The organism is Bacillus sp. PK6-16, from assembly GCF_056530295.1.
Window position 1 is genome coordinate 3,834,197 of record NZ_CP096511.1, and the last position, 14,194, is coordinate 3,848,390.

14 protein-coding genes are annotated in these 14,194 nt (G+C 33.6%); 10 read left to right on the forward strand and 4 right to left on the reverse strand.

Translation table 11 applies throughout. The features are described from left to right. Window positions 1–235 precede the first annotated feature (235 nt). The 3 genes from M1D66_RS19580 to M1D66_RS19590 all read left to right on the forward strand — a co-directional run bounded on the left by M1D66_RS19580 (window position 236) and on the right by M1D66_RS19590 (window position 3,004). Window positions 236–2,050: a sensor histidine kinase gene (locus M1D66_RS19580; RefSeq protein ID WP_242554704.1), complete on the forward strand. Its 1,815-nt coding sequence runs from the start codon at window positions 236–238 to the stop codon at window positions 2,048–2,050. 107 nt (window positions 2,051–2,157) lie between these two features. Then, a complete protein-coding gene (locus tag M1D66_RS19585; RefSeq protein WP_000806236.1) occupies window positions 2,158–2,688 on the forward strand; it encodes a tyrosine-type recombinase/integrase in 531 nt (176 codons plus the stop codon). A gap of 121 nt (window positions 2,689–2,809) precedes the next feature. After that, complete coding sequence (locus tag M1D66_RS19590) at window positions 2,810–3,004, forward strand: DUF3924 domain-containing protein (protein WP_001094860.1); 195 nt, start codon at window positions 2,810–2,812, stop codon at window positions 3,002–3,004. A 214-nt stretch (window positions 3,005–3,218) separates the two neighbouring features. On the opposite strand, the gene M1D66_RS19595 is transcribed toward M1D66_RS19590, so the two are convergent. Then, a complete protein-coding gene (locus M1D66_RS19595) occupies window positions 3,219–4,064 on the reverse strand; it encodes a DUF72 domain-containing protein (protein WP_000897359.1) in 846 nt (281 codons plus the stop codon). A 139-nt stretch (window positions 4,065–4,203) separates the two neighbouring features. Here M1D66_RS19595 and M1D66_RS19600 point away from each other — a divergent pair, with 139 nt between their 5' ends. The 3 genes from M1D66_RS19600 to M1D66_RS19610 all read left to right on the forward strand — a co-directional run bounded on the left by M1D66_RS19600 (window position 4,204) and on the right by M1D66_RS19610 (window position 6,627). Further along, entirely contained in the window at window positions 4,204–5,475 is a 1,272-nt protein-coding gene (locus M1D66_RS19600) for an ATP-binding protein (protein WP_000937247.1), read from the forward strand. Between the two features lie 227 nt (window positions 5,476–5,702). Next, window positions 5,703–5,981: a hypothetical protein gene (locus tag M1D66_RS19605; protein WP_002182597.1), complete on the forward strand. Its 279-nt coding sequence runs from the start codon at window positions 5,703–5,705 to the stop codon at window positions 5,979–5,981. Between the two features lie 217 nt (window positions 5,982–6,198). After that, window positions 6,199–6,627: a hypothetical protein gene (locus tag M1D66_RS19610; RefSeq protein WP_006915455.1), complete on the forward strand. Its 429-nt coding sequence runs from the start codon at window positions 6,199–6,201 to the stop codon at window positions 6,625–6,627. A gap of 79 nt (window positions 6,628–6,706) precedes the next feature. On the opposite strand, the gene M1D66_RS19615 is transcribed toward M1D66_RS19610, so the two are convergent. After that, a complete protein-coding gene (locus tag M1D66_RS19615; protein WP_086385526.1) occupies window positions 6,707–8,749 on the reverse strand; it encodes a transglycosylase domain-containing protein in 2,043 nt (680 codons plus the stop codon). A 311-nt stretch (window positions 8,750–9,060) separates the two neighbouring features. On the opposite strand from M1D66_RS19615, the gene M1D66_RS19620 reads away from it, so the two are divergent. From M1D66_RS19620 to M1D66_RS19630, 3 genes are all read left to right on the forward strand, one after another. Continuing rightward, window positions 9,061–9,681 carry a DUF47 domain-containing protein gene (locus M1D66_RS19620; protein ID WP_000231449.1) on the forward strand — a complete coding sequence of 207 codons (621 nt, stop codon included), beginning with the start codon at window positions 9,061–9,063 and terminating at the stop codon, window positions 9,679–9,681. An 11-nt stretch (window positions 9,682–9,692) separates the two neighbouring features. After that, entirely contained in the window at window positions 9,693–10,691 is a 999-nt protein-coding gene (locus tag M1D66_RS19625) for an inorganic phosphate transporter (protein ID WP_000380273.1), read from the forward strand. 117 nt (window positions 10,692–10,808) lie between these two features. Further along, a complete protein-coding gene (locus M1D66_RS19630) occupies window positions 10,809–11,609 on the forward strand; it encodes a sulfite exporter TauE/SafE family protein (protein ID WP_000455762.1) in 801 nt (266 codons plus the stop codon). Window positions 11,610–11,902: 293 nt separating this feature from the next. Here the strand turns inward: M1D66_RS19630 and M1D66_RS19635 are convergent, their stop codons facing one another. After that, window positions 11,903–12,130, reverse strand: coding sequence for a hypothetical protein (locus M1D66_RS19635; RefSeq protein WP_000883009.1), 228 nt, complete (start codon window positions 12,128–12,130; stop codon window positions 11,903–11,905). Between the two features lie 170 nt (window positions 12,131–12,300). Between M1D66_RS19635 and M1D66_RS19640 the strand changes: the two genes are divergently transcribed. Beyond that, a complete protein-coding gene (locus M1D66_RS19640; protein ID WP_000600585.1) occupies window positions 12,301–12,813 on the forward strand; it encodes a Crp/Fnr family transcriptional regulator in 513 nt (170 codons plus the stop codon). A 17-nt stretch (window positions 12,814–12,830) separates the two neighbouring features. Here M1D66_RS19640 and hmpA read toward each other — a convergent pair whose 3' ends face one another. Next, complete coding sequence (gene hmpA, locus M1D66_RS19645) at window positions 12,831–14,039, reverse strand: NO-inducible flavohemoprotein (protein ID WP_000947317.1); 1,209 nt, start codon at window positions 14,037–14,039, stop codon at window positions 12,831–12,833. Window positions 14,040–14,194 lie beyond the last annotated feature (155 nt).

A 14,194-nucleotide genomic window follows, 5' to 3' on the forward strand; every position in this document is an offset into this window, starting at 1 on the left:
AGACAGATTTCTCCCCTCTACTTTCTTGTAACGTTTGTTATAATGAAGTGAAACTTTAATCAGTGGAGGTTTTTTCCATCCCCCACTGATTATTAGTTGAACCAATCGGATTTTACGGGCAATTGATCTCCCGCCTAACTCCCTTGTATTCGCCGAATTTTGAAGTGGGAGTCTTATTGCCCGTTAAAGCGGGATAAAGAAATCATTTACAGTATTTCTCATAAGAGGTGACGCAGTGAAAAACAGAAGTATCGTCTTTAAACTATTTTTATTAACATCCACTTTATTTACAATCATATTCCTACTTTTTTTCCTAGGACAATCTCTATTTTTAGAGAAATTTTATATTAATAAGAAAGTAAAAACAGTCCAAACTGCTTTTGAAAAATTCGTAGATAATTATGATAAAAGTGATAAAAGTTATGAGCAGGTTAGAAAACTAAAACAAGAATTTCATGATAAAACAAATGCCGATATGCAGTTTTTGGATTCTAACGGTATTATTAAAAGTGATAACAATTACTATATCGATGTATTTAATCCCAACAATAATAAACAGTATTCCATTCCACTCAATAATCTTTTAACACCAGAAGAATATAATAAATTCGAAAATTTAGGTTTAAAAAAAGATGTAATAATCAATGTTGATGGAGTCGTACAAGAGAATAATATAATCACACCACAAAAATTAGGAACGAATTATAATCAATGGCAGAACGAACATTTCTATTCGGATTTTCAGTCAATTAATGGTAACCCTTCTAAGAACAGACTTGCAAGCCGATACAAATCTACAACTCGAATCGTCTTTACAGGTGTTATAACTAAGTTACAGCTCCCATCCAAAGCGGAGGTTCGTCTTGCAAATGATATTGAAACATTACAAGCCGTTCAATATTTTGCAGATATGATTAGAGAGGGAACTTCTAACTCGAACCAATTAAGTACTTTCATATTAGATGGTGGAGAAAATATAAAAAATAGTATCTTTGTAAAACCGATTATAGAAAATGGAAGGATTACAGAATACGCTTTTGCGATAGCATCTTTGCAGCCTGTTAATGAAGCGATGCTCGTTTTAAAAGATTATTATGTCTATGCCTTAATCATCGTGTTTCTCGTAATTATTTTGTTATCCTTCTACTACTCAAAAATCATTGTTAAGCCATTAATTAAAATAAATCGTGTTACAAAAAAAATGGCTAATTTTGATTTCAGCGAGAAATTACCTGTTACAGCTGACGATGAAATTGGCGGGCTTTCTGGCAGTATCAATACATTATCTGTAAATTTAAAAGATCGCATCGATCGATTAAATGTTGCTAATACAAAGTTACAACAAGATATTGAACGTGAACGTCAATTAGAAAAAACAAGAAAAGAATTCATTTCTGGCGTATCACACGAATTAAAAACACCGCTAAGTGTAATTAGAAGTTTTGCAGAAGGAATTAAAGATGGTGTTAGTAAGGATACTTCGTATTATACTGATGTTATTTTAGAAGAAACAGAAAATATGAACAGGCTGATTGTTGAAATGTTAGAATTAGCAAAGTTGGAATCTGGTACTTACAAACTAGATATGACGACGTTCTCAATCGGTGAATTAACGCAACAAGTCTACACAAAATTATTATTTAGCATGGAAGAAAAACATTTACAAGTGAACATCGATGCAGACCCTTCTATACTTGTTAAAGCAAATCGCAGTCGCATTGAGCAAGTAGTTGTGAACTTACTAAGTAATGCAATCCGTTATACGCCAGAGGGAGAAAAAATACAAGTCTCCATTATAGAAGCAGAAGATACCGTAAAAGTCGAAATCGAGAATACAGGAAACCCTATCCCTGAAGAAAGTCTTGAAAAAATTTGGGATCGCTTCTATCGTCTAGATGCATCACGTAGCCGTCACACTGGAGGTACCGGTCTCGGATTATCTATTGTAAAAAACATTTTAGACCTCCATCATGCCGAGTATGGTGTGTATAATACGAGTAACAGTGTTGTATTCTATTTCAATTTACAAAAAGTAAAAGAAGTCAAATAATTTGTCTTAATTTCACTAGGAGTTCACATGAAATTCACACTCTCCCTTTATAGTAAGAAACAAGTTAATCCTTTCCTTTACACATATAAAAGAGGAGAGTGCGTGAAATGAAACAAGCAGGACAACCTATTCAAAATGAAAAACAATTAGAAACTATCAAAAATATACTTTTACAATCTTCGAAACGTGATGGCTTATTATTCGTATTAGCTGTAAATTCTGGCTTAAAAGTAAGTGAAATCTTACAATTAAAAGTTAGTGATGTAATCGATGAAAATGAAAATGTTCGCCATTCCATTTTATTTTACAATGAAAAAGTGAAGAAACATAAATGGTTTGCTGTAAATGAAGACTTACAGCACGCAATCGAAGACTACATGAAAGAACGTAAAACTTGGAAACGTAATGAACCATTGCTAAAATCTCAAAAAGGAACAAAATCTATTACGAGACAACATGCATGGTACATTTTAAACAAAGCTGCAAAAGAAGTTGGATTAGAAGGGATTAGCTCACATACACTTCGAAAAACTTGGGGTTATTGTGCATACAAATCAGGTGTTGATATTGCGTTTTTACAACACTTCTTTGATCACAGTACTCCATCAAAAACTTTAAAGTATATCGGTATTGCTTAATAACTCTTATACATAAAAAAGGTTACCATTTGAAAATTTGGTAACCTTTTTTATATTTCATATTCTCTTTTCTTGTCTCTCCTATACTGTAGTGGTACTCTAATAATAAGGGGGAGAAATTATGAACACACTTACAATTGAATTACCAAAAGAAACGGCTGAAAAACTTGATTTATTAAAACAAGCTTATGAAAAGAAAACAGGTGCTTCTATCTCTGAGAGCACTCTCGTTCAAACACTTATCTCAAAAGAATTTATCCAAGCGATAACTCCTTTTGATTTACAACAATTCGTCAACGGAAAAGAACAGCATTAATGCTGTTCTTTTTTTATCTCTCTTTAAAATATACAAAGTTTTTAATATATTTTTAGAAAAACCATTGACAATGATAATGATAACCATTATCATTTATTATGAAGCCAACAATTGATGAATCAACCAAACGCTCAGTAACATTGTTACCCCTCTTTTTCATATAGAAAGGCACTGTACATTCCCCCTGTTTGTACAGTGCCTTTCTTGTTTATTATCATTCAAAAAAATTTAATTGCTCCGGCTTCGGCTCACCATATGTAATGTTCATCATTTTCATAAGCTGTTTCGCATTATCTGCTGCATCCCCACCTGAATTGTTGTTAAACAGTACGTATATATCCTTTGTTTTCTTTTTTAATTGCTCTAGTCGTTCAACCCATTCTTCCAGTTCTTTATTGTTGTAGCGATATAAACAGCGAACCGCTCTCCAATTTTCCCCTTTATCAAGCCAACCATGAACATTTCGACCGTGAAAACGTATTAATGCCATGTCTGAATTCGTAACCTCTAACACGAGTGGCACAGAACCTATCCCAGCCTGTGGTTCATCACAAATTGTATGAACCCATTTCTCCTGTTCTAGAAACTGTAACGTCTTATCTCTCATTTCTGGATAAAACCATGTTTGATTTCGAAATTCTATCGCACACGGCAAACCTTCCATTTTTTCTTTTGTATATCGGAGAAAATCTACATTTTTCTTTTTACAATCAAACCATGGTGGATATTGAAATAAAATCGTTTTTAATTTACCAGCTTCAATTAAAGGAAGAATAGATTGTTTATATACATCAAACATCTCATCGAACGTAGAAAAAGGAATTTCACCTTTCATATGTCCTGTCATTCCTTGATATGCTTTTACGATAAAAGAAAAATCTTTCGGTGTTTCCATTGCCCATTTTGTATAGTTTCGTGCAGGTTGCATCGCATAAAATGAGCTATCCACTTCTACTATAGGAAAATACTCGCTGTATGTTCGTAATTTATTTCTATTTTCATAGGGATTTATGTATAAAGAATCATGATCTCCCCATCCTGTCACTCCAATAAACAGCACATATACCCCTCCCTTTTTAACTTCATCTTCTATTCACTTTCCAAACACTTTGCATCATGTAGCCTTTTCTTTAAGAGTATCCTTATAAAAATATGATATACTATATGGAAGAATTTTTAAAATGAGGGGTTATTTATTTATGCTTCCAAACGATGCTACTGTATCTCATGAAAAACGAATTGAAGAACTAGAAAATAAAGTACGTTTTTATGAAGAACTTGTGAATCAATTACCACATCATTTCACATACAAAAATCCACATATTGGTTTACGAATAAAGAAAACTAGAACAACCCATTCCATTCAAGAAATACCAAAAGAAAATAAAGAGGCTCATTTTCAACTTACTTGTGATTCATTATTTTTATTTGAACAACTCGAAAAACACTTTGTACATATTTTTGATGCCTTTTCACATCATGTAACCTTTGTCGATAGTAAAGGGAATATTACTTTATGTAATCAAGTTGCTGCAGATGATTTCGGTGTAATACGAAATGATATTATCGGAAAACCGATTCAACAATTACTAAACTTGCCGGAAGAAAAAATTAAAGCGATTGAAACATTAAAAACGGGAACAGAAATATATAATGAAGAAGTTTTAGACAAAAACTATGGCATTATAAATAACCGAATTATTCGTGATTATAACGGGGAGATTTTTAGAGTTATTAGTGTCTTTCATTATTTAAATACAGAACGTGATGCAGAGAAGTTTTCGTTAGCAGGGCGAATCGCAGCTGGAATTGCACACGAAGTACGAAATCCTCTTACAACAGTACGAGGATACTTACAATTTTTACAAGAAAGCGTTTCTCCATCAAATAAAGAGTTATTTAAAAATTTGCTTATCCCTGAATTAGATCGTGCAAATAATATTATTACAAAATTTTTAGCCATTTCAAAAACACGGGAATTTACAAGAGAACCGTTTCCCATTAATACATTTTTACGTGACTATATTCAACAGTTACTAGTTAGTGAAGTTTCCTTGCATAATATTTCAATTGATTATAACTTCTCTAATGAATTAGATGATATTTTAGTCAATATTGATCGACATGAACTTGTTCAAGTGTTTTTAAATCTATTTCAAAATGCCGTCGATGCTCAAGGCGACAAACCTCTTTCTATTCAAATTACTAGTTATCGCCTTGATAACTTCGTTCGGATTACTTTCACAGATAATGGAATTGGTATTCCTCCAGCTATTCAAGAATATATCTTTGATCCATTCTTCTCAACGAAGGATTCGGGAACAGGACTAGGCTTGTCAGTAACAAAAAAAATCATCCAAAATCATAACGGCACGCTCAAAATGACTAGTGCTTCAAACGGTACAACTTTCACTATTTCTATTCCAATCTTACCTAAAACAACCCTTGAAAAATTAAATCAATGTAAATAAAGGACTAATCCACGAACTACATGCCAATTGTTAAACACTCCCAACAATTAGCATGTAGTTTTTTATGTTGCACTTTTCTTCTTTACATTATATAAACCTTTCTCTATATCTTACTTACTTATTTCTTTCTAGGTGGGCCAATTTCTTATTTTTTTAGAAATGGTAGTTTGTCCATCACGAATTTAGTATAAATTTCATTTTAATATATAGTAATGACTAATGATTCTATGAAAGAAAAGAATGAAAAGATGAACAATAAAAATAAAGGAAAAGTATTTTATGGTAATGATTGTTGCGAAGTAAGAGCATGTAGCCATATTAACATCCCTAAGTCAGAACTTACAGAATTTGTTAGACTTCTTCAAACTCTTGGTCAAGCTATTCTAGTTCAATATGGATCTGGTTGCCTAGGCGGAGGAACTACGGGGACTACTGGTGCTCAAGGGCCTCAACAAGGACCTGCGGGCGATACAACTGCGACACTATCTGTCTTCCGAATTTACTAACCACAATTTCCGAAAATATTTTGGGAGGACTAAGCACATTTATAAGTAATAGATGTGATTTTGATTGACTATTAAATCTCTCTTTTAATAAAAAGGAGCACTTGTTTGGGAGGATAAGTGCTCCTTCTTTACGTTTCTTTACCTCAAATTTACTCTATCTTAATCCTCATTTTGTATGATAAATAATGAAGTCAAAGATATGAAAGAGGGATGAAAAATGAGAGTTATGTCACCGATACGCATTTGGATTGCTCTTATGATATGCATTATTTTATGTGTAGGATTTTTTTTAACTCTAAAATATTCCACTATTTCAAAAGCAGAGAGAAAAACAGTTCCATACACACTTTTGTATACGAAACAAAACAACATCCTTTATTCCAATTCCACAAATAATGAAAAAAAAGTTATAAAAGGAATGCTTATTACGGAAGCTCCTAGTTACGAAACTCTACTTCAAATTGCTGAAACGATTAAAAATCAATATACAAATAAAGGAATTGATGAAATCACGCTGTCTATCCATAATGAAAATAATGGTAGTTATGAAGAAGAATTACTATACGAACCGATTAGTAAAGGAACAATAATCATCACATACGATTCCCAATCCTTTGGCAGTACGAACATTACTCTTAATGAATAGTAGCATTTACCTCACAAATTATGAGCAAACTTTATTTTTCACATGAGAAAGAGGCGAATAACGAAATTCGCCTCTTTTTTTACCATAATGATGGAATCCACTCTTTCACTTTATTAAACCACTCTTGCTGTTCTTTTTTCCTTTGTTGTTCTTCTTCTTGCCTTTTCTTTTCTTCTTCTTTTCTTCGCTTTTCTTCTTCAATTGTTTGCAATTGTTTTTTATAGTCCGCTTCAGATATTAACGACAATTGGAACGCTTTTTGGGCTGGGTTTGCATTTGCTTTTTTCATGATATCCCGGAACATCGTCGTTGTAATTTGACTACCACCTGGAACATAATGCTCGCTATCTGTTTTGTCATATCCTACCCAAATCGCACCTACTAAATCTGGTGTGTATCCTACAAACCACGAGTCCTTTGCCCCTACGCTCGGACCATTTACAAGTTGAGTAGTCCCTGTCTTTCCTGCTGTATCAACATTAGTAACTTTCGCTTTTCCACCTGTTCCCTTTTCTACAACACCTTTTAATAAATACGTCATCTTTTGAGCAATTTTCTCACTCGTCACTCGTGTCTCTTTCTTATACCATTTCCCTATTATTTCTCCTTCAGCATTTTGAACTTCTCTAATTGCATGAGCCTCTACTTGAACCCCATCATTAGCAAATGTACTATATGCTTGGGCCATTACAAATGGTGATGTCCCTACATGCATCCCACCTAAAGCAATTGGATACGTACGGTCTTCTGGTACTAATGGAATACCAAATCGCTCTAAAGATTTCAATCCTTTATCTAATCCTATTTGTTCTAATAGCCACACAGCGGAAACATTATACGACTTTGCTACCGCTTCATACATTGTCACATTACCATGAAAAGCCTGATCACTATTTTTCGGTTCATATTCTTTAATATGAAATGGTTCATCCTTTAATATATCGTATACTTCATACCCTTGTTCTAAAGCGGGTACATATACAGCTAGAGGCTTTAACGTTGAACCTGGTTGTCTTTTTAATTGCGTAGCATGATTAAATTGTAAAAACTGATATGGTCCTCTACCACCAACTAAAGCTGGAACACCGCCTGTTTTGGGATTTATAAGGACTACACCCGTTTGCATAAGTTGATCTGAGCCACTATCTTTGAAATAACTATCATTATTCACAACATCTTCTACAGCTTGTTGCTTTTTCGGGTCAAGCTCTGTATAAATACGATAACCACCTGCTAAAATTTCATTTTGTGTTAATTCATACTTATCCATCGCTTCCCTAACTATATAGTCTACATATTGGGAGTATTTACCTTTGTATTTATCATCAACCCCACGTTTTAATACAAGGCCTGACTCTTTTTCTTTATTATACTGTTCGTCAGAAATATACCCTTGCTCTTTCATTAAACTTAATACGACATTACGTCGTTCAATTGATTTATTAAAGTTTTTATAAGGCGAATACGCAGACGGCGCTTTAATTAATCCCGCAATCGTTGCAGCTTCTGAAATTGATAAATCTTTTACCTCTTTATCAAAATAAGATTTAGCTGCCCTCTTTATCCCCCAAGCACCTTCCCCAAAATAAATTTGATTCATATACATTTCAATAATTTCATCTTTTGTATAAGTACGTTCTATTTTTTTTGTTAAAAAGTATTCCTTTATTTTACGAGAAAATGTACGATCTTGTGTCAGAAATACATTCTTCGCAAGCTGCTGTGTAATTGTACTTCCCCCAGCTACAACTTCTCCTGCTGTAATATTTTTAAAAACCGCACTTATAATTCCACTATAATAAATACCATGATGGTTAAAAAATTCCTTATCTTCTACTGCAACAATTGCCTGAACCATAATATCAGGAATATCTTTTCTTTTAACGCCTTCTGTTTTCGAAGAAGCTAATTTAGTTGCGACCTCATTATTTGCATCATAAATTAAAGTCGGTTGTGGAACAGCTTGTTTTAATTCAGATATGTCTTGAATGGAAATTATTATATTTACAGCAATAAATAGAGTAACGAATACACTTCCCAATACAATTAATGAATTACGAAGTTTCTTCCTCTTATTGAACCACTCAAGCATTTTTTTAAAATGAGTGTTCTTCAATTTCATTCGTTCACTTCCTTCATTTATTTACACTCTTCTTTTTAAAAAGAAGAATATACCGCCTTTTAAATTTATTATAATAACGTAGTCATTCCTATAGTGTAAAGCTTTTCTTTTGCATTCATACTTTTTGCAAGAAAAGGACATTCTACAAGTAAGATATTCACTATTGGATATTAATATTATTAATAGAACAACGAGAGTTATGTTAAGTTTTTGTAAACTTTTCGATAAAATGTTTTAAAAAACGACAGTTTTTTGTTAGAATTGATTAGCCAATATATTTTACATATATTACTTTTGTGGGGGTAACAATAATGGTCTTTAAATCAAAAAAAGATAAATTTTCTGAAATGTTAATGAATGTTTCCGAAAATTTAAAAGAAGGCGCGCAGTTTTTCGTGGAGTATAAAATTAAAAATGCTAGCGATTTAAAAGAGTTTTCTATGCGCATGAAAGAGTATGAGTCAAAAGGTGACTCATTTATTCACGAAATCATTATGGAGTTAAACAAAGCGTTTATCACTCCGATTGAGCGTGAGGACATCCTACAACTTGCAATGAGTATGGATGATGTATTAGACGGATTAGATCACAGTGCTGGTCTGTTCGAAATGTATTCTATTACAGAAGCTGATGAATACATGATTAAATTCGTAGAAGCAATTAATCAATGTGCGATTGAGATTGCAAACTCTGTTGAATTAATGTCTAACAAAAAATTAGTCGACATTCGTACAAATGCGATTAAGATTAAGGATTATGAATCACAGTGTGATGATATTCGCCGTCATGCGATTAAGAACTTATTCTCTCGTGAAAAAGATCCGATTAAGATTATTCAATTTAAAGAGATTTACGAAGAGCTTGAAGAAGTAGCTGATAGCTGTCAAAGCGTTGCAAACGTATTAGAAACAATTATTATGAAGAACGCGTAAGGAGTTTGATCATGGATACACTCTTGATACTAACCGTTTTAGTAGTCATTTGCGCTTTAGCTTTTGACTTTATCAATGGATTTCACGATACAGCAAACGCTATTGCAACGGCTGTTTCAACGAAAGCTCTAAAGCCTAGACATGCCATTATTATGGCGGCTATTATGAACTTTTTAGGCGCAATGACATTTACAGGTGTAGCAAAAACGATTACAAAAGATATCGTTGATCCATTCGCCTTACAAAATGGTTCTCTTGTAATTTTAGCTGCTTTGCTTGCGGCGATAGCTTGGAACTTAATTACTTGGTACTACGGTATTCCAAGTAGTTCTTCGCATGCAATTATCGGCTCAATCGCAGGTGCAGCAATTGCGGCCGCTGGGATTAGCTCGCTAAATCTTAAAGGATTTATTAAAATTATTGAAGCTTTAATCATTTCACCGATTATCGCTTTCGTTATTGGTTATACCGTATACAGTATTTTTAAAGTAGTATTTAAAAACTTTAACTTAACAAAAACGAATAAGAACTTCCGTATATTCCAGATTTTCACTGCAGCATTACAAGCCTACACACACGGTACGAATGATGCACAAAAAGCAATGGGAATCATTACGATGGCTCTTATGGCTAATAACTATCATACTTCTAGCGATATCCCGTTCTGGGTACAATTATCTTGTGCTATCGCAATGGGGCTTGGTACTTCTGTCGGCGGATGGAAAATTATTAAAACTGTCGGTGGACAAATTATGAAAATTCGTCCTGTAAATGGTGTAGCTGCCGATTTATCATCATCACTTGTTATTTTCGGTGCAACATTCATTCACTTACCGGTTAGTACGACGCACGTTATCTCTTCTTCTATTTTAGGGGTTGGTGCTTCTCACCGTGTGAAAGGGGTAAAATGGGGAACTGCAAAACGCATGTTAATTACATGGGTTATTACACTTCCTATTTCAGCTTCTTTAGCTGCTCTGTTTTACTACCTATTACATTTTGTTTTCTAATCAAAAGTCGTCTTCCTTATTTTTCTAGGAAGACGACTTTTTTGTGAACAAGCCTATTTCTCATTAAAAAGCGTGTATAATAATTGGTGGATAAGTTATTTAGAGGAGTTGGCAATTTTGGAATACATCATGTTACTTTTCATCGGACTAATCGCCGGAACAGTCGGCAGCCTAGTTGGGCTTGGAGGCGGAATTATTATTGTTCCGTTATTAATTGGATTACACAGTTTATCACCACAACTTGCAGTAGGGACTTCTATGGTAACAGTCGTTTTCACAGGACTATCTTCCACCCTTACTTACATGAAGCATAAGCGAGTAGATTATAAAAGTGGACTTATTTTATTTATCGGAAGCGGCCCTGGTGGTATTATCGGATCATGGGCAAATAAATTTTTAAACCAAGACACATTTTCTTTATACTTTGGGATTTTCCTTATATTCGTCTCAATTCTACTTATGCTTCGAGACAAATTAAAACCTCTTTCCCTCTCAAATACGTCTGTAATTAAGCGTTCTTTTACAGATAATGACGGAAATACTGTACACTACCAATTCCCACCGTTTCTTGCTATCTTTATCGCCTTTATAGTTGGGTTTATATCTGGATTATTTGGAATTGGTGGCGGTGCCTTACTTGTTCCAGCAATGATGCTTCTTTTTGCATTCCCAGCACATATTGCAGTAGCAACTTCAATGTTCATCGTATTTCTATCAGCAATTGTAAGTTCTGCAACTCACATCTCACTTGGAAATGTCAGCTGGATTTATGCATTAATCCTGATTCCGGGTGCATGGATTGGCGGAAAAATCGGGGCTTACATTAATACAAAACTAAGTGGTAACGCCGTAATTAATTTATTACGTATTACGTTGATTATTCTTGGAACTAGATTAATCATTATTTCCCTTTTATAACGTATTCTTTTTAGAATGCGTTTTTCTTATACACATGAATATAAAAATCCTCCGAGGAGAACAAATAAAATTAAACAAACACATAATAACATATAATTTGAAATATGTACTTTCTTCAAGTTGACCACTCCTATAACTGCGACTGTTATCTTTATGATAGCGAAAAAATAGTTCACTTGCAGTTACAGAGTGCTAACAATGCAAAATCAATTATTACAAATTTTATCCTTATATTTCATTTCTTTGTATATTCTATCGATTTAATAAAAAAAGATGTCATATTGACATCTTTTTTAATGAAGAAGTGACCACCCCATGAAGTCTTCATGTACTTGGCACGCCCTCTTATCGTTTCGATCATATAATTCAGCATAGCTATCTGTTTCTTCATCATAAGCCATCGTATAAATAATTTGGCCGTCTACTTCAACGGATAAAACGACTCCACCTTTCATCTCTTCTACATGAATGATAGCATTCGCCGGAATTCTCATATCCGTCATTCTCATCGCATCTAACAATATACTAAACCCCCTACAGCGTATTCATTGCTAGTACTATTACACACTAAATAGTATACTACTGTAATAGCATACATTTCGTCAATGAAATTGCTGTTGAAATAGCATATTGTCTATATACATATACGCTAAAATAGAAGAAATAGAAACATATTAATGGGGGGCTAACATTGATTCTACACAAAGGAGATGTACTATTCCGTCAAGGCGAGGACGGTCCTTTATACTTTATAAAAACAGGCTTATTAAAAGTAGTTCGGCTAGAAGAAGACGGAACACCATTTTTATTCAACATTATCGTTCCAGGTGAAACGATACCTCATCATTCTTTAATTTCACCGAAAGAATATCACGGTACAGCTATCGCTTTAATAAAAACAGAAGTGGAACCGATCACTAGTAGTGAATGGTACGAGAGACTTCAAGCAAATCCCGAATCGTATGCTAACATCGCTATGCAATTGCAATCTAAATTAAGAATGATGCAACAACGAATTGATCAATTGACAACCGTCTCTCCGAAAGAACGTCTTCATCGTTTACAAGAATGGTTCACCCTATATTTAGGTGACATTCCTATATATGAAATATTAACACAAACCGAAATTGGTCAACTGATAGGTATACGTCGTGAAACAGTAAACCGTTTATTACGAGAACAAATAAAAAACGAGGTAAAATAAATACCTCGTTTTTTTGCTTATTGTAAGCTTGTTGCTGGGCCGAAAAATTCATAATGAATATGCTCTTGTTTCACACTTAAATCAGTTAGTGCAGCATTTATATGCTTCATAAATGCTACTGGACCACAGAAATAAAACTCTGCTTCAGTTGTCGGAATAATAGTTTTTAACCATTCACTTTCAATGAAACCTTCTTTATCAAAGTTCTTCATTTCTAAATCTTTTTCAGTCGGTGCAGAATAACAAGTATATGCTTTAACTTGTTCATATTCATTTTCTACTGTCTTAACGTGTTCTTTCATTGCATGTGTATTACTATTTATTGCTGCATGAACAAAATATACATTACGTTTTGAATCTTGTTCAATTAACGTATTTAACATACTCATCATCGGTGTAATCCCTACTCCACCACTAATTAGTACAACTGGTAATGTTGAATCCATATTTAACACGAAATCTCCCGCTGGTGCACTTACTGGTAAAACATCTCCTTCTTTTACATGTTCATGTAAGTAATTAGACACTTTACCGTCTGGTGTATCTACACCTTTTTCTTTTTTTACACTAATACGATAATATTCTTTCCCAGGAGCATCGGATAAACTATATTGACGATTATGTGTATATGTCTCACCTTCAATATTGATTTGAATCGTTACATATTGACCTGGGATGAATGAAGAAACTTTCCCTCCATCTTCAGGTTTCAAATAAAATGACGTAATAACATCGCTTTCCTTCACTTTTTTAACAATCACAAAGTTGCGGAAGTCTTTCCATCCACCTTCTTTATGTGCAGCTTCTTCATACATCTCTGCTTCAATGCTAATGAATGCATCAGCAATGACACCATATGCTTCTCCCCATGCATTTAAAACTTCATCAGGTGCACCTGCGATCTCTTTAATGGCACGTAGTAAACATGTACCTACAATCGGGTAATGCTCTGCTTTAATACCTAAACTTCTATGCTTATGACCAATTTGTTTTACAACTGGAATAATAGCTTCTAAATTATCAATGTACGTTGCAGCTGCATAAACAGCATTCGCTAACGCTTGTTGTTGTCTTCCCTTTTTCTGATTTGTATGGTTGAAAATATTCAATAACTCCGGATGTTCCGAAAATAAAATTTCATAAAATCTCGTTGTAATTTCAACGCCTTTTTCTTGTAATAATGGTACTGTTGACTTTACGATTTCAATTGTTTTTGCACTTAACATTGTATCCCACTCCTCTATTTCCTTAACTGTTTTTAGTTTAACTGAATCTTATAATGCAGATTGTGATTTTAATCACTATTAACACGGTGTTTTTGTGAATAATATATGAACATTATATTTACAAAAGAAAATAAGCTAACTAGAATTCTAGCTAG